The sequence below is a fragment of the Pseudomonas sp. KD5 genome (assembly GCF_012932895.1).
In the GTDB taxonomy this organism is placed as follows: domain Bacteria; phylum Pseudomonadota; class Gammaproteobacteria; order Pseudomonadales; family Pseudomonadaceae; genus Aquipseudomonas.
In genome coordinates this window covers 52,584-68,656 of sequence record NZ_JDWJ01000004.1, presented here as the reverse complement: position 1 = coordinate 68,656, position 16,073 = coordinate 52,584, and the positions used below count along the sequence as shown (strand labels likewise).

15 protein-coding genes, 1 tRNA gene and 3 pseudogenes are annotated in these 16,073 nt (G+C 60.2%); 5 read left to right on the top strand and 14 right to left on the bottom strand.

All coding sequences use genetic code 11. The annotated features are described in order from the left end of the window. Window positions 1–32: 32 nt before the first annotated feature. Window positions 33–1,217, top strand: a complete 1,185-nt coding sequence (gene desA, locus AF70_RS10060) for a delta-9 fatty acid desaturase DesA (RefSeq protein WP_019581700.1) — start codon at window positions 33–35, stop codon at window positions 1,215–1,217. A 144-nt stretch (window positions 1,218–1,361) separates the two neighbouring features. Continuing rightward, window positions 1,362–2,351: a sensor domain-containing diguanylate cyclase gene (locus tag AF70_RS10055; protein WP_019581699.1), complete on the top strand. Its 990-nt coding sequence runs from the start codon at window positions 1,362–1,364 to the stop codon at window positions 2,349–2,351. Between the two features lie 55 nt (window positions 2,352–2,406). Here AF70_RS10055 and AF70_RS10050 read toward each other — a convergent pair whose 3' ends face one another. From AF70_RS10050 to gabD, 3 genes are all read right to left on the bottom strand, one after another. Further along, on the bottom strand, window positions 2,407–3,621 hold the full coding sequence (locus tag AF70_RS10050) for a response regulator (RefSeq protein WP_028939544.1): 1,215 nt from the start codon (window positions 3,619–3,621) through the stop codon (window positions 2,407–2,409). A 136-nt stretch (window positions 3,622–3,757) separates the two neighbouring features. Next, window positions 3,758–5,035 carry a 4-aminobutyrate--2-oxoglutarate transaminase gene (gene gabT / locus AF70_RS10045; protein ID WP_028939543.1) on the bottom strand — a complete coding sequence of 426 codons (1,278 nt, stop codon included), beginning with the start codon at window positions 5,033–5,035 and terminating at the stop codon, window positions 3,758–3,760. 197 nt (window positions 5,036–5,232) lie between these two features. After that, window positions 5,233–6,675 carry an NADP-dependent succinate-semialdehyde dehydrogenase gene (gabD, locus tag AF70_RS10040; RefSeq protein WP_019581696.1) on the bottom strand — a complete coding sequence of 481 codons (1,443 nt, stop codon included), beginning with the start codon at window positions 6,673–6,675 and terminating at the stop codon, window positions 5,233–5,235. Between the two features lie 349 nt (window positions 6,676–7,024). On the opposite strand from gabD, the gene AF70_RS10035 reads away from it, so the two are divergent. Then, window positions 7,025–7,101 (top strand) — tRNA-Arg (locus AF70_RS10035). Between the two features lie 76 nt (window positions 7,102–7,177). On the opposite strand, the gene AF70_RS10030 is transcribed toward AF70_RS10035, so the two are convergent. After that, window positions 7,178–7,486, bottom strand: coding sequence for a type II toxin-antitoxin system RelE/ParE family toxin (locus AF70_RS10030; RefSeq protein ID WP_081625773.1), 309 nt, complete (start codon window positions 7,484–7,486; stop codon window positions 7,178–7,180). After that, window positions 7,483–7,782: a type II toxin-antitoxin system prevent-host-death family antitoxin gene (locus AF70_RS10025; protein ID WP_019581695.1), complete on the bottom strand. Its 300-nt coding sequence runs from the start codon at window positions 7,780–7,782 to the stop codon at window positions 7,483–7,485. Before AF70_RS10025 ends, AF70_RS10030 begins: the two co-directional genes overlap by 4 nt. Before the next feature lie 206 nt (window positions 7,783–7,988). Between AF70_RS10025 and AF70_RS29795 the strand changes: the two are divergent. Next, window positions 7,989–8,075, top strand: a pseudogene (locus AF70_RS29795) (DUF3077 domain-containing protein); the annotation flags it as partial. 105 nt (window positions 8,076–8,180) lie between these two features. On the opposite strand, the pseudogene AF70_RS10015 reads toward AF70_RS29795, so the two are convergent. From AF70_RS10015 to AF70_RS09990, 7 genes and pseudogenes are all read right to left on the bottom strand, one after another. Further along, window positions 8,181–8,363: pseudogene (locus tag AF70_RS10015) on the bottom strand (type II toxin-antitoxin system HicB family antitoxin); the annotation flags it as partial. Beyond that, a pseudogene (locus AF70_RS29790) lies at window positions 8,360–8,491 on the bottom strand (type II toxin-antitoxin system HicA family toxin); the annotation flags it as partial. The pseudogenes AF70_RS29790 and AF70_RS10015, both read right to left, overlap by 4 nt. Before the next feature lie 129 nt (window positions 8,492–8,620). Beyond that, on the bottom strand, window positions 8,621–8,890 hold the full coding sequence (locus AF70_RS10010) for a hypothetical protein (protein ID WP_028939542.1): 270 nt from the start codon (window positions 8,888–8,890) through the stop codon (window positions 8,621–8,623). 20 nt (window positions 8,891–8,910) lie between these two features. Further along, window positions 8,911–9,531 carry a hypothetical protein gene (locus AF70_RS10005; protein WP_028939541.1) on the bottom strand — a complete coding sequence of 207 codons (621 nt, stop codon included), beginning with the start codon at window positions 9,529–9,531 and terminating at the stop codon, window positions 8,911–8,913. Beyond that, entirely contained in the window at window positions 9,528–10,109 is a 582-nt protein-coding gene (locus tag AF70_RS10000) for an RNA polymerase sigma factor (RefSeq protein WP_028939540.1), read from the bottom strand. Before AF70_RS10000 ends, AF70_RS10005 begins: the two co-directional genes overlap by 4 nt. A gap of 8 nt (window positions 10,110–10,117) precedes the next feature. Further along, window positions 10,118–11,851, bottom strand: coding sequence for a VWA domain-containing protein (locus AF70_RS09995; RefSeq protein ID WP_028939539.1), 1,734 nt, complete (start codon window positions 11,849–11,851; stop codon window positions 10,118–10,120). An 87-nt stretch (window positions 11,852–11,938) separates the two neighbouring features. Continuing rightward, window positions 11,939–12,499, bottom strand: coding sequence for a YbhB/YbcL family Raf kinase inhibitor-like protein (locus AF70_RS09990; protein WP_028939538.1), 561 nt, complete (start codon window positions 12,497–12,499; stop codon window positions 11,939–11,941). Between the two features lie 140 nt (window positions 12,500–12,639). Between AF70_RS09990 and AF70_RS09985 the strand changes: the two genes are divergently transcribed. Beyond that, window positions 12,640–14,169 (top strand): apoptosis inducing factor family protein, encoded by a 1,530-nt coding sequence (locus AF70_RS09985; RefSeq protein WP_028939537.1) that lies wholly within the window; start codon window positions 12,640–12,642, stop codon window positions 14,167–14,169. A gap of 23 nt (window positions 14,170–14,192) precedes the next feature. Here the strand turns inward: AF70_RS09985 and pgaD are convergent, their stop codons facing one another. Together pgaD and pgaC are read right to left on the bottom strand one after the other, a co-directional pair. Beyond that, entirely contained in the window at window positions 14,193–14,720 is a 528-nt protein-coding gene (gene pgaD, locus AF70_RS09980) for a poly-beta-1,6-N-acetyl-D-glucosamine biosynthesis protein PgaD (RefSeq protein WP_028939536.1), read from the bottom strand. Next, entirely contained in the window at window positions 14,717–16,072 is a 1,356-nt protein-coding gene (pgaC, locus tag AF70_RS09975; protein WP_019581685.1) for a poly-beta-1,6-N-acetyl-D-glucosamine synthase, read from the bottom strand. Before pgaC ends, pgaD begins: the two co-directional genes overlap by 4 nt. Window position 16,073 lies beyond the last annotated feature (1 nt).

The following is a 16,073-nucleotide window of genomic DNA, read 5'->3' as shown; positions in this document are numbered from 1 at the left end:
TGTTTTTTTCTTTATCGAGGGTCCTATAGGCTATGTGGTACGAAGGTTTTCTTGGCTTATCGCCCTGGTCACTGGTGGCAGTCACCCTGCTGATGACCCACGTCACGATCGTCGGCGTCACGGTCTATCTGCATCGCTATTCAGCCCATCGCTCACTTGAGCTCAATGCCGGCCTGAAACATTTCTTCCGCTTCTGGCTGTGGTTGACCACGGCGCAGAACACCCGCGAGTGGACAGCTATCCACCGCAAGCATCACGCCAAATGCGAAACCGTCGATGACCCGCACAGCCCGGTCATCAAGGGCTTGTCCACCGTTCTGCGCAAAGGCGCCGAGCTGTACCGCGCCGAAGCGGAAAACCCCGAGACCCTGCGCATCTACGGCAAGAACTGCCCCGAAGACTGGATCGAACGCAACCTCTACAGCCGTTTCCCGCTGCTGGGCGTGGCCATCATGGGCGTCATCGACCTGCTGCTGTTCGGCACCATCGGCATCACCATCTGGGCCATCCAGATGATGTGGATCCCGGTCTGGGCCGCCGGCGTGGTCAATGGCCTGGGCCATGCCATCGGCTACCGCAACTTCGAATGCCGCGATGCGGCGACCAATCTGGTGCCCTGGGGCATCCTGATCGGCGGCGAAGAACTGCATAACAACCATCACACCTACCCTAACTCGGCCAAACTGTCGGTGAAGAAGTGGGAATTCGACCTCGGCTGGGCCTGGATCCAGGTCTTCAGCTTCCTGCGCCTGGCCAAGGTCCAGCGGGTTGCGCCGATCGCCCACCGTGTCGAAGGCAAAGGCAACCTGGACATGGACACCGCCATGGCGATCCTCAACAACCGCTTCCAGATCATGGCCCAGTACCGCAAGCTGGTGATCGCGCCACTGGTCAAGCAAGAGCTGGAAAAGGTCGATCACTCGGTCCGCCACCAGTTCCACCGGGCCAAACGCCTGCTCTCGCGGGAAACCAGCCTGCTGGACGACAAGCACCACCTGCGCATCCAGACCATGCTCGAGCACAGCCAGGCGCTGAAGGTAATTTACGAGAAACGCCTGGCCTTGCAGCAGATCTGGGTCAAGACCAGCTCAAATGGTCACGACATGCTGGCCGCCATCAAGGATTGGGTACACGAGGCCGAGGCCAGCGGGATTCAATCCCTGCGCGACTTCGCCGACCAACTGAAAACCTACTCCCTGCGCCCTGCCGCTGCCTGACGCCGTTGATCGGTGCGCCCCGTTCGCGGGCGCACCCTTCGGAACTTCGCCCCAAATCTCCTATCTCAAAGACACTTCGCCACCCCGGCGGGCTTTGTGTTGGCCGCTGTCGAATTAGCGGCACGCCCTTTGAGACTTGTGCCGATGGTCAATAAAAACCTACAAGACACATCCCTTCCACAGTGGCCCGAGGCCGCGCAAACGTTGATGGCGCTGATGCATGCGCAGGGCGAAGTGGCGCGGCTGAGCGAACGCGAACAGCTGTTCAGCTCGCTGCTGGTCAGCGTCAACGCCGTGCTTTGGGCATTCAACTGGGAAACCCGTCAGGTGCTCTACGTCAGCCCGGCCTATGACCGGATCTTCGGCCGCCCCGCCGGCCTGTTGCTGTCCGACTACAACCACTGGCGTGACAGTGTTTATCCCGACGATCTGGACTACGCCGAGCGCAGCCTGGCGCAAGTGCTGGTCAACGGCGCCGTTGAAGACCGCGAATACCGCATCATCGCCGCCGACGGCCAAGTGCGCTGGCTCAGCGACAAGTGCTTCATCAACCGCCAGGCCGAACCGGGCCAGCCAGTGATCATCGTCGGCATTGCCGAAGACATCACCGAAAAGAAGCAGATGGAAACCGAGCTCCACCGCCTGGCCACCACCGACGTACTGACCCAAAGCAGCAACCGCCGACACTTCTTCGAATGTGCCAATCACGAATTCGAGCAGGCACGCCAGCAAGGCAAGCCGCTGGCCTTCCTGCTGCTGGACATCGATGACTTTAAAGTGATCAACGACACCTACGGCCATCCGGAAGGCGACAAGGTGCTGCAACGCATCGCTGAGAGCGGTCGCGCGGCCCTGCGGCGTGGTGATCTGTTCGGGCGGATCGGCGGTGAGGAATTCGCCGCCGTGTTCCCCGGTTGTGCACCGGACATGGCCATGCAAGTGGCCGAGCGCCTGCACCGGGAGATTCAACGGTTGAGTTTCAGCCATGACGACCAGACGTTCGGCATCACCGTCAGCCAGGGCCTGACCAGCCTCACGCCCGAGGATGAAAACCTCGACAGCCTGTTCGCCCGCGCAGATGCGGCGATGTACCAGGCCAAGCGCCAGGGCAAGAACCGGATAATCTCCAGCTGAGAACTGTCTGGCACTGAAGCCACAGAGCCTCGCTCCTACAAGATTGGCGTCTGGCTTATTTTTTGCGCAAGCGCATCAGCTCCGGCAATCCGATCTTGAGCAACCGCGCCGTGCGGCTCTTGGCCAATGCCTCGATCCCCTCATGCTCGGTCAGGCGCGCCAGTTGCGCGGCCATGTTCATCACCAGCGCTTCGCGGGAGTAAACCCCGCCACCGAGCTGATAAACCGCCGCAATCAGCTCACGCAGCTCCAGCGGCAGCCGCCAGCGGGTGCGCAGCGCCGAACCGTAGGCCGCGCCGAATTCGGCCAGGGCATCGCCGACTTCCTCCCATTCATCCAGCTCACCACCGGCCTGCTTCCACTCCTGCAAACAGCGCAGCAACGCCAGGTCGCCAAGGCGATGCAGCATGCCCGCGCAATAACAGCGCTCCTGATCCAGATCCAGCAAGCGCGCCAGCGTTCGCGCGTATTCAGCGGTGTGCAGGGACAGTTCCCAATAGCGCTCGGCATAGTCCGCCAGTTGCGAATCATTGAGCCGGGCACTGCGTTTGAGGGCAAGCCCCAGAATCAGGTTCATGCTTTGCCCGGTGCCCAAGCGATGCAGCGCCTGGGACAGGGTTTGCACGGCGGCGCCATGATGCTGGGCCGCGCTGTTGGCGGCGGCAATCAGCACGGCGGTGACTTGCGGGTCGGTGCGGATTTCGTCTTCCAGCCGCGTCAGGTCGAGGCCATCGGGATTGAGGCTACGCTTGATCGCCACCTGCACGTCGGTCATCAGCGGTGCACCGTCCGCCAGTTCACGCCGCCGTTCCAGATACACCGACAAGGTCATGCCCGGCGCCAATGACGGCACCTCGCAAGACACCTCTTCACCAGCGTTCAACAGCAAATCCTGCAGACGCTGGGTCAGGTTTTCCATGTCCAGGGGTTTGGTCAGGTACGCCGTGGGCGCCAGGGGCAAGGCTTCACGCACGCTGGCGCTGTCGTTGCGGCTGCTCATCAGAATGAACGGCAACGGCGGATTACGTTTGCGCTGACGAACGCTGCGCAAGACACTCAGGCCATCGACGCCGGGCAACTCCCAGTCGACGATCACTAGGTCATAAGGATTTTCCGCCAACAGCTGCAGCGTTTCCTGGCCATCGGCACACAGGTCCAGCCGCGCATCGCAGCGCACATTCAACAACACCTGCTTGAGCAGGTCGCGGGACCAAGGGTCCGCCTCGGCAATCAGCACTCGCGGTACAGCGGGTAATACCACAGCAGTCATCTGCACACTCCAACGGCAATGCTTGCACCTTAGTCAATGCTGGCCATTCGATACAGCCCAATTGCTCCTGATGTGTTTCAAGGGACATAAAAAAACCCGCCGAAGCGGGTTTTTTGTCGATCAGTTCACAAACGGATCAGAGCTCGGCGAAGCACTCTTCGATGATCGCCAGGCCTTTGTCCAGTTGCTCGTCCGGCGCGGTCAGCGGTACCAGCACACGCAGAACGTTGCCGTAGGTGCCGCACGACAGCAGGATCAGGCCCTTGTCGCGAGCCTTGGCCACAACGGCGGCTACAGCAGCCGGGTTCGGCTTGTGGCTGTCGCCGTTTTCAAACAGCTCGACAGCGATCATCGCACCCAGGGCACGCACGTCGCCGATCACCGGGTATTTGGCCTGAATGGCTTTCAGACCAGTCACCAGACGCTCGCCAACCGCTTTGCAACGGTCCAGCAGGTGCTCTTCTTCGAACACTTCCATCACGGCCAGGGCCGCGGCGCAAGCGATCGGGCTACCGGCGTAAGTGCCGCCCAGGCCGCCTGGAGCGATGGCGTCCATGTATTCGGCCTTGCCGCACACACCGGCCAGCGGGAAGCCGCCAGCGATGGATTTGGCGAAGGTGGTCAGGTCGGCGGCAACGCCCATCTGTTCCATGGCGAAGAAGGTGCCGGTACGGCCAGCGCCCGTTTGCACTTCGTCAGCGATCAACAGAATGCCGTGCTGGTCGCACAGGGTGCGCAGACGCTTCATGAACTCTTTAGGCGCGACGTAGAAACCGCCTTCGCCCTGCACCGGCTCGATGATGATCGCAGCGATGTCACGCGGCTCAGCGTCGTTCTTGAAGATGCGCTCGATGCTGGCGATCGAATCGTCGATGCTCACACCGTGCAGTTCGTTCGGATACAGCGCGCGGAAGATGCCGCCTGGCATCAGGCCCATGCCGGCCGAGTAAGGCACGACTTTACCGGTCAGGCCCAGGGTCATCATGGTGCGACCGTGATAAGCGCCGGTGAACGCGATCACGCCGGCACGGCCAGTGGCGGCGCGGGCGATCTTGATGGAGTTTTCCACGGCTTCGGAGCCGGTGGTCACCAGCAGGGTTTTCTTGGCGAAATCACCTGGCACCTTGGCGTTGATTTTTTCGCACACTTCCACGTACGGCTCGTAGGCCAGCACCTGGAAGCAGGTGTGGGTCAGCTTGTTCAGTTGTTCGGTGACGGCGGCGATGATTTTCGGGTGCACGTGACCGGTGTTCAGCACGGCGATACCGCCGGCGAAGTCGATGAACTCACGACCTTCAACGTCGGTCACGGTGGCGTTCTTCGCGTGGTCGGCGAAGATCGGGTGAATCTGACCAACACCACGGGGTACAGCAGCGGTGCGGCGGGCCATCAACTCAGCGTTAGTCTTGCTCATACATTCCTCATTCGCCGCTCATCGGTCGGCGTGGTTCAAGGATTAAGCGGCGGGGAAGCAACTACGGCAGCATGCGATGATCGACTGCCACAGCGTTCCCGGCCACAGAGAAAATTCCGTTTGTTGCACGCAAAGGGACAGCGCTCTCGTGCCCTTTGCGTTTGAAGCAATGCCTTGCCGGGCTTATCCCTTCGGGCTTAGATACCCAGGCAGAGGTATTTGATTTCCAGGTAATCTTCGATGCCGTACTTGGAGCCTTCACGGCCCAGGCCCGACGCCTTGATGCCGCCGAACGGCGCGACTTCGTTGGAGATCAACCCGGTGTTGACGCCGACCATGCCGTATTCCAGGGCTTCAGCCACACGGAACACACGGCCCAGGTCACGCGCATAGAAGTACGAGGCCAGACCGAACTCGGTGTCGTTGGACATCGCAATCACGTCGGCTTCGTCTTTGAAGCGGAACAGCGGCGCCAATGGACCGAAGGTTTCTTCCTTGGCCACGGCCGCGTTGTTCGGCACGTTGGTCAGAATGGTCGGCTCGAAGAAGTTGCCTTGCATGCTCTTGCCGCCCGCCAGCACGGTAGCGCCTTTGCCGACTGCGTCAGCAATGTGCTCTTGAACCTTGGCCACGGCTTTTTCGTCGATCAGCGGGCCAGTGGTGGTGCCGTCTTCCAGACCGTTGCCGATCTTGAGTTTGGCCACGGCGACTTTCAGCTTCTCGGCGAACGCGTCGTAGACCGAATCCTGAATGTACAGACGGTTGGCGCAGACGCAGGTCTGGCCGTTGTTGCGGTACTTGGAAATGATCGCGCCTTCGACGGCCTTATCCAGGTCCGCGTCGTCGAACACGATGAACGGCGCGTTGCCGCCCAGTTCCAGCGAGACTTTCTTGATGTCCTTGGCGCACTCGGTCATCAGCTGACGACCGATTTCGGTCGAACCGGTGAACGACAGCTTGCGCACGATCGGGTTGCCGGTCAGCTCGCTGCCGATGTCGCCAGCGCTGCCGGTCACCACACTGAACACGCCGTTCGGAATACCGGCACGCTGAGCCAGTTCAGCCAGAGCGAATGCAGAGAACGGAGTTTGCGATGCAGGCTTGAGCACCATGGTGCAACCGGCGGCCAGGGCCGGGCCGGCTTTACGGGTGATCATCGCGGCCGGGAAGTTCCACGGGGTGATCGCAGCGGTCACACCGATCGGCTGCTTGATCACGATCAGGCGCTTGTCTGGCTGGTGGCCCGGAATCACGTCACCGTAGACGCGCTTGGCTTCTTCGGCGAACCACTCGATAAAGGAAGCGGCGTAAACGATCTCGCCCTTGGCTTCAGCCAATGGCTTGCCCTGCTCCAGGGTCATCAGGCGAGCCAGGTCGTCCTGGTTCTCGATGATCAGCTCGAACCAGCGACGCAGCTTGTTCGCGCGCTCCTTGGCGGTCAGTGCACGCCAGGCCGGCAGCGCTTTATCAGCGGCTTCGATCGCGCGGCGGGTTTCGGCAGCGCCCATTTTCGGCACAGTACCCAGAATTTCGCCCGTTGCCGGGTTATTGACCTTGATCGTCTGACCGTTGTCCGCATCGACCCAAGCGCCATCGATAAAGGCTTGCTGGCGGAACAACTGGGTGTCTTTAAGCTGCATGTCGGCTTTCCTTAACAGCACCGCGGCCAGCGCGGAGCGAATTATGATTGTAGAAAGGCGCCTTATAGGCTGCCGTCAGGGAAATCATTCACCGGGCTGAAGCACATAAATAGCGCACTGATCGAACTCGTGCGGTTCAGCACCCAGACAAGAGCGTTTGAAATCTCAAACGAATCCTAGGATCAAAGGGGGTAAAGGACAATAGGCTGTTCGAAAAAAAGAACGAAAACGCCGCATTTGCTTATTTTTTCTGATCAACGTAGCAAACGCCGGTTACGCTTTGGAAAAACGCAGGCGATTCAGCGGCATGGACGCCCGCAGCGCATATGAGTATCATGGCGCCCGCATTGCACCAGTAGCTCAGCTGGATAGAGTACTGCCCTCCGAAGGCAGGGGTCGTGGGTTCGAATCCCGCCTGGTGCACCATATGTAGAAACGAGAAAGCCTCAGGTCTTAGGGTCTGGGGCTTTTTTGTGGGTAAGCCATTTTCAATGGTTTGGGTCTAGTGATCAGCGCTGCCTGATTCGAATAGACGTCCAACGTCCCTTGCGGCATGCAGGACACGCTCAATCTGAACATCGCCCTCGAAAAGACTATAAAAGATCAAATATCGGCCGTGGGAAATCATTCGCAGCCCTCTGGCATAGTCATCTCGGGGAATACCTTGATTAGGCTGATCCAGCAGCCGAGCACAGCACACTCGTAGCTCACCAACAAAAGTCCGAGCTCGACCCGGATTGTCACGGGCAATGTAGCGGGCGATTTGCTGCAGATCCTCTCGTGCCAGTGCGGAGAAAAACAGTTGTCTCATGGGCGCTTCTGCTCTGCTTCGACCTCATCAATGAGCGCATCAAGCTCGGCAAACACGGTATCGGCAGCAATAGCCGGACGTGGGTCATTGCGGCTGGTCGCAATAGCTACACATATTTCTGCGGCTCGTAATCTATCCAGGAGCTGCTGATAAGCGGCGTGCGGCAAAAGGTAGGCAGCAGGACGATTGTGGTTGAGAACGGCAACTGGCTCTGAGCCTGCTTGCTCAATCACAGTACTTGGGCTGCGTTTCAGCTCGGTAATACTGACCGACCGACTCGCAAGTAATTGCTCCATGACGGCTCCAAAGGTACAAAAAATAGTACCTTATAGTGCTCGATTTTCCGAACAACGGTCAACGTGCAACTGACCGGGGCCATCTGCCCCACAAAAAACCATCGAAACGGGTTTCCTTTGCTGTCGTTAAATCGAGATTCGCTAGTCAAATGACCGGCAAATGAGCGGCACGAACAAAGGCGGCTGAAACCGCACCTTGGCCAGTTGCTGTGGCGCAGGCGTCCGACCTGTGGTTCCTGGCCAAGTCGTTTGCTGAGGATGCAGCCTACGCAAAAGACACCGATCGCTATTCGGGGCCTCCAAAATTGCGTGTAGATGCTGACTTCTGCCGTCCTACCACTCATGCAACTGCATAACCGTGCAATAGCAGTGGTCAGGCATGCGCTCGATCTTCGTCAGAGCTTGGCGCAAGTTTCCAGATAATCAGTGACGGCCTCTTCAAATGCGTTTCGAAGTTCCTGTACCGACTCGCCATGAAACCCAACGACATCTCTAATACCAGCGATATGGCCGACAAACAGGCCGTCTTCCTCGCTGTATTCAATTCGGGCGGCATAGCCTTTGTAATTCATTACGTTCATGGGGTGACTCCTGCTTGTTCAAGGAAAGCCCGCGCACCACGAACCTGGTAGGACTTTGCTTTTTTGTCCGGGTGTGGTCGATGAAAGGTGCCGACCACACCGTTGAGCTCAAAACGTACCCGGAACCCAACATGATTGGTAAGGCGGAAAAATCCCAGGCAATAAAAAACCCCTGAGCAGTCTCAGCACCGAAGCGCATCAACCGACAGGGGCCATCAACATTTCTTTAATGGCAAAAAACCGCCAAAACGGTTTTTTCATTCTGTCGTCCAGTCAAACTCGTCGTACTCATCATCGTCGTCTTCGTCCTCGATCAACTCATCATCAAGAACGTCTTCCTCAAGATCATCTTCTGCCTGCTTTGCCAGAAGAAACTCCTTACGACTCTCAGTCACTGCTCGCCTTAATTCCTCACCCTTCACCGGGCAGTTGAGCATTTGGGCGATGCGGTCGATTTTTTGGGCCACGGCATCCTCCAACGCATCGGCTATGGGCTGATAGTGCGCGCTTTCGGGTGTTGTTGCCAAATCGGCGACCGCTGTTCAGCTCATTTTTTCTGCAATTCCTTGAGTTTGGCCGCCAGGTTTTCCTTGGGAAAGCGCTTGTGCAATGTCGTCATTAGCGCCTCGGCGGCTTGGGTTTGTCCGGCGTCTTGCAGGCGTATCACTTCACGTAATTGATCATCTAGTGACTTGACCGGCGCGGCGGCGCGTTTGCTGAGTTTTGCTTCGTCGGCCATTTCGCTGTTGATCGATTCGCGCTGCATCGGTGCAGCAAAATCCGCCATCGGCGCAGCCGGTGCAGGAGCGGACAAAGCCTCGGCCGGTGCGGCCTGGGAGCGCGCTGCGGCTTCCGGTTTGGCGAGCGGTGCGGAGGCTTTGGGCGCAGGTGCGAAGTCGTATCTCGGCAGTTGCTCGGGCGTGCGTTGCACCAATGCCAGCATTAGCGCGACACCGACGAGGCTGGCGAATGCCACTTGCCAACGGGGCTGTTGGCAGGCGCGGAGCCAGCGTTGCCACAGGCTGGGCTTCGGCGCGGGGGCTTCGCGGTGGGCAGTGGCGAGGATGAAGGCGTCGAGGTGCGCCGGTGGTTCGCCGCTGCTGTGATCGCGAAAATGCTTGAGCATTTCATCGTCGGGCGATGACGGTGTTTGTTTGGCGTCAGTCATGTCAGTACCTCCTCGGCCAGTAGCCGACGCAGTTTTTGCTGGGCGTAGCGCAAGCGGCTTTTAACGGTTTCCAGCGGTGTTTCGGTGAGGGTGGCGATCTGCGGCAGGTCGAGGTCGCCGTGGGCGCGCAGCAGGAACACTTCGCGCTGGTCGGCGGGCAGGGTTTGCAGAGCGGTTTCGAGGCGTTGACCGTCGCGGCTCAGGCTCAGCAGTTGTTCAGGGTCGGCTGCGTCGTCGATCAGGGCGTGGGTCTGTTCGTCATAGCTGTCGTGCAAGGGGTTGTGGATGCCATGTTTGCGCCAGTGATCGATCAGTCGGTTGCGGGCAATCTGGTAGAGCCAGGTACGAAAGTTCGCCCGGCCTTGTGGCTGACTGGTGCTGCGGATCAGGCTCAGCCAGGTTTCCTGGTACACCTCTTCGGCCAGTTCGGGTTTACCGCTGAGGCCGAGAAGGAATCGATACAGGCCCTGGCGGTGGCGGGCGTACAAAACTTCGAACGCCGGCCCGTCGCCCGAGCGGTAGCGCGCCAGCAGCGATTCATCGCTGCTGGCGGTTGAGCTGATTGCAGGATCGGACATGTCAGCTTTCACTCTATCCGGTTGTCGTTGGGCGGTTGATTCGAGGCGGTGGAGGCTCGCAGGCTCTGCGCCAGTTCCACCAATTGCACGAACTCACCGCGCAGGCCGAACTGATCATCACCCCGTGCACCACGGGCCAGGGTTTCGGTGTCTTTCAGGCTGAAATTACCGGTGTAGCGCCCATCCTTGAGCTGCTGGGAAAACGCAGCGACGGCGGCGGCAAAGCGCAGGTCATCGCTGGCGGCCGAGAATTTGCCGGTCTCACCCTTCATGATTGGCCGCTCGATCAAGCGACTGTTCCCACCTTCCGGCAACTGATAACGCACCCGCAGCATCGCCAATTCTCCGTTTTTTGCGGAAACATCAGTCGCCGATTTGCCATAGCGCAACGGTTCCAGCCAGCCCTTCTCGCCCTTGGGCACAATTTCGTACAGCGCCGTCACCGTGTGCCCTGCGCCGATTTCTCCGGCGTCGACTTTGTCGTTGCTGAAATCCTCACGCTTCAAGGCGCGGTTCTCATAGCCCAACAGCCGGTATTCGCTGACCTGAGCCGGGTTGAACTCCACCTGCAGCTTCACGTTCTTCGCCACTACCGCCAAGGTCGAGCCGAGTTGATCCACCAGCACCTTGCGCGCTTCGCGCAGGTTGTCGATGTAGGCGTAGTTACCGTCGCCGGCGTCGGCCAGTTGTTCCATCAGGTGTTCATTGTAGTTATCCACACCAAAACCCAGGGTGGTCAGGGACACGCCGGTCTTGCGTTTATCCACAGCCATTTGCTTGAGGCTGTCGAAGTCGCTGATGCCGACGTTGAAGTCACCGTCAGTGGCCAGCAGGATGCGGTTGATGCCTTTGGGAATAAACGCCTGTTGCGCCATTTGGTAAGCCAGTTCAATACCCGACGCGCCGGCGGTCGAGCCGCCCGCCGTCAATTGATCGATGGCGGTACGAATTTTCGCTTTTTCCCGTCCGGAAGTCGGCTCCAGCACCACACGGGATTCTCCGGCGTAGACCACCAGCGAAACCCGGTCCTGCTCGCGCAGTTGATCGACCAGCAATTTCAGGGTGCTTTTGACCAGAGGCAAGCCTTCGCGACGGTCCATGGAGCCGGACACGTCCACCAGAAATACCAGGTTCGCTGGGGCCAGCTCCGCCACCGCGTAATCAGACGCCTTGATGCCGATACGCAGCAATCGGGTATGCGGGTTCCAGGGTGACGGTGCCAGCTCGGTGGTCACACCGAACGGTGAGCCGTCAGTGGGCAAGGCGTAATCGTAGGGGAAGTAATTGACCATTTCTTCCAGCCGCACCGCTCCTTCCGGCGGTAAACGCCCCTGATTGAGCAAGCGCCGGACATTGGCGTACGCGCCGGTATCGACGTCGGCGCTGAAGGTCGAGACCGGCGCTTCGGCCACGCTGTGAATCGGGTTATCGGCCAGCGCCTGATATTGCTCGCGCTGTTCATCCCGATAGCCCTGTGGATAAGCCTCACCGGCCGGCACTGGCGCGAAAGCGACCAACGGGCCAGGTCTTGCGCTACGCTTGGCCATCGCGGTGTCCGCCATGGCCGCTTCGCGCACCAATGCTTCGGTTTTCGGCGCATTTTGAGCTGAGGGCACAACCGCTGCCGGGTTGCCCGTCTCAGAGGCTGGTGTGGATGAACCGCCGCAACCGGCAACGGCCAGCAGTAACCCGGCGGCGAAACCCTGGGCGGCCGGGCGGAGGACATGCAGAGGAAGTGACATGGGGGCTGACCTCAGGAGGAAATTGACTCATTCATCCTCTGAGACGGACAGCCCGCCGGGTTCGGGTTAAGCCGAAGTGAAAAATCTTCAGCGGTGATAACGCCGCACCACGCTGCTGTTTTTCAGCACATGGCCTTTGATCTGCTCCATCAACTGCGCTCGGGTCAAGCCGGCAGGCAAGGCCTCTGGCGCCAGGTCCAGGGCGTAGATCTGGATGATGTAGTGATGGGTGCTGTCACCGATGGGCGGGCACGGGCCAACGTAGTGAGTGGTGCCTTTGACGTTGGTGCCACCCACGCCTTCGAGAGTGGATTTGGCGCCGACACCAGCCGGGATCTGCCGTGTCGTGGCCTTGATGCCGTAATGAATCCAGTGATCGACGCCCAGGCCTTTCTGGCCGTCCGGGTCGTGCATGACGATGGCGTAGCTGAGGGTGCCCGGGGGCCCGGCGCTCCAGCTCAGGGCCGGGGACTGATTCTTGCCGCCGCAACCGCTGGCATCGCTGGCTTCCGCCGACGTGAACAGCCGATTGTCCGAAACACCGGGAATGCTGAGGGTGAAACGCTCCTGGGCCTGCGCCGGCAACTGCACGCAAAGGGCGACTGCAACGGCCGCCAGCCAAGGGTTCAAAGAGGTCAATCGGGTCATACCGGAGCACCTTGTGCGGGGTGGGGCCGTCGTCGGCACGCAAACTATAGCCGGACCGTTCGTGCGGTGGCAGAGGGAATTGGCTGAACCTGTGAATAAGCACCAAACTCCTAAGTGAAACACCTGCCTGGAGATCGATCATGGCACTGCACCGCGTCGCCCGTTTTGCCGATGTGCCCCTCGACCGTGGCCTTGAGGTCCGTATCGACAAGATGAAAATCGTCTTGCTGCGGGTCGGCGATCAATTGCGCGCCTATCAGGGTAGATGTCCCCACGCCGGGGCGCCCTTGGCCAAAGGTGCGCTGTGTGAGGGTCGGCTGATCTGCCCGTGGCACAAGGCGGCTTATCGGCTCGAAGACGGCGCGCTGTGCGAGCCACCGTCCCTGGACAGTCTGCGGCGCTACCCGCTGGAATTGCGCGACGATGAGGTCTGGGTCGATGACCAGCCGATGCCCAGTCCCAGCACACCGCCGGCGGACGATAAGCGCACCTTTGCGATCATCGGCGCTGGTGCCGCCGGTACAGCCTGTGCGGCGGCGTTGCGGGAGAAAGGCTTCGGCGGTCGGGTGCTACTGATCGACCGTGAGCCCGAGGCCGGATACGACCGTACGGCATTGAGCAAATTCGTGATTGCCGGGGAGATGCCACCAGACGAAGTTCCGCCGCTGCGCGATGAAGATTTTTATCGTGAACAGCGCATTGAACGGATAAACAGCGATGTGATGGGCCTGGATGCACCGAGCCGGACCCTGCGCCTGGCCGATGGTCAATCGTTGAGCTATGACGCCGCGGTGATTGCGACCGGTGGCATACCAAAATCCCTGTCGCTGCCAGGCGCCGATCTGCCGCAGGTGTTCGTGTTGCGCTCGAAGGCGCAGGCGCAGCAGATTCTGACCACCGCAAAACCGGGTCAAAGGGCAGTGGTTGTCGGCGGCAGCTTCATTGGCCTGGAATCCGCTTCATCCCTGCGTCAATACGGCCTCGATGTCACCGTCCTGACGCGCCATGCCATCCCTTTCGAGGCGCAATTCGGCGAGGCCGTCGGCAAAGCGATTCGTGCCCTGCACGAGGCCAATGGTGTGGTGTTTCATACCGATGGCGAAGTGGCGAAGATCGAAGGCACAGGCAAAGTCGAAGCGGTGCTGCTGGACAACGGCCAGCGCTTGCCGGCGGATCTGGTGCTGGTCGGCATTGGCGTCACCCCGGCGACCACTCCGTTTACCGATCTGCCGAAGGAAAAAGATCAGTCATTGAGGGTCGACGGCGGCATGCGCGTGACCGACGGGCTCTGGGCCGTCGGCGATATCGCGACCTTCCCGCTCAATGGCCAGCCCCAACGGATCGAACACTGGCGCCTGGCCCAGCAACAGGCGCGGATTGCGGCGGCGAATATGCTCGGCGGCGACGAGCGCTACCTCGACGTGCCGTATTTCTGGACCTGGCACTTCGGCAAAAACTACGACTATCTCGGACACGCCGAGACCTGGGACGAGGTTGAGTTCAAAGGCGCCCCAGAAAATCCGCCGTTTATTGGCCTGTTCGGTAAAAACGGCGTGGTGGCGGCAGCGGTTGCGTGTGATCAGGAACGGGCGATGGCAATGCTCGCCGAACGGATGAAACAACCGCTGTCGGTGGACGAGGCGTGGCGCCTGATCCGGGATTTTGCCTGACGCACTTTTTCAAGGCGTCAGGTTCAGACGTGGCTCATCGGCTCGCGGTTGTCGTCATCTTCGGCCGGCAGGCGGATCACCAATGGATGCTCCAATGGCGCCAAGGGCGGCGGCAGTTGGGACGGGTCGACCGGGGTGAAGTGCGTAACGACATGGCTGACATCGCCTTCCTGATCGTTGTGAATGGTCATTGAGCCCGGCGTGCGCAGTTTCGCCAGTCGGTCGCCGGTCAACTTGAAGCTTTTGCTCAGCCCCTGATCGTCCACCACCGGCGCCGGCAAACGGCGCTGGGCGAAGCTCTTGCTTTTGCGTTGTTGATAACGCGCCCAACCAATCAGGATCACCGCGTTCACCAGCGCCACCCACAGGTAAATCTGCAACGTACCGAGGGCGTCGAAAAACGACGCATCGATGCGCGGCCCGTCATGGGTATCGATCAACGGCCACAGCCCCCGCGCCAGTAAATACAGCAGCCCGATCCAGGCCAGCACGGTGAAGAAAACATCGAGAACGACCAAAAAGGGCCGCTGCCGGGTTCTGATGATTCTCATTTGATGACCTCCTCTTCATCGTCATCCAGCGGCTTGATGCCCCGGTCCGGACTGACCCAGCGCGCGCGCTTCTGATGTTGGCCAAACAGCACTTTGGGGAAGCTGACCAGGGTGGTGAGCAGGCTGATGAACCAGAACACCAGCGGGTACCAGACCACCCAGAACATGGTCCTGCCGAGTCCCTTTTCGTAACGTCGGTCGATCATGATGCTGACCGCAAATTGCACCAGGCAGACCACCGCCAACAGCAGCCCGGTAAAGGCCGGTGGCATCAGGTGATGGACAGCAATGGCAGGCGGCATTTCGACGAATTTGCCGACGCCCCAGAAGATCACCGACAACAGGAAGGTGAAGGCCCAACCGGTGGACAGGCAGTATTCGAACAGCAACGGCCAGAGGTAACGATGGCGGTATTGCCAGATGCCCCGGATGTTCTTGAACAACACCTCGGCGCCGCCCTGGGCCCAGCGCAAGCGCTGCTTCCACAGGCCGCCGAGGGTTTCGGGCATGAGGATCCAGCACAACGCGCGGGGCTCGTAGAAAATGCTCCAGTGATCCAGTTGCAGCTTCCAACTGATGTCGATGTCTTCGGTGATCATGTCCGGGCTCCAGTAGCCGACCCGGTTCAGGGCCGTACGACGGAAGGCGACGATCACCCCGGAGACGGTGAAGATCCGCCCGAACACCCGCTGGGTACGCTTGATCAGGCCGATGATCGAGGAGAACTCGCCGACCTGTACCCGGCCGATCAGGGTCGAACGGGTGCGGATTCGCGGGTTGCCGGTCACAGCGCCCAGTCGTGCGTTGTCGAGCATCGGCGCCACCAGATAGGCCGCGGTATTCGGCGCCAACAGCGCGTCACCGTCGATGCACACCAGGTACTCGCTGCGCGCCGCGATGGCGCCCATGCGCAGGGCCACGGCTTTGCCCTGGTTTTCCGCCAGGTGCAGCACCCGCAAACGCGGATCCTGCGCCGCCAGTGCGTCGAGCACCGCGGCGGTGTTGTCCTTGGAGCCGTCGTTGATCGCGATCACTTCGATGTTCGGGTAATGCTGGGCCAGCGCCGCGTGGATGGTATCGGCGGCGTTGTCGCCTTCGTTGTAGCAAGGGATCAGGATCGAGATCAGCGGTTCGCCGGCCAATGGTGGCGGCAAGGTGTCGTCCTGCCACGGCCAGTGCCGCTCCCAGTGCAGCCAGAAATACAGGCCGCCGGCGATCCACAGCCCCGACATGAACAGTGGGTAGAAGAATACGAAGTCCATCAGGAATTGCCCGGTGACCAGAAAGATCAGCCCGAGGGGAACCCCCAGGACGATCGCCAGAACCAACAGGGCCAGAAGTCTGTCCAGCATG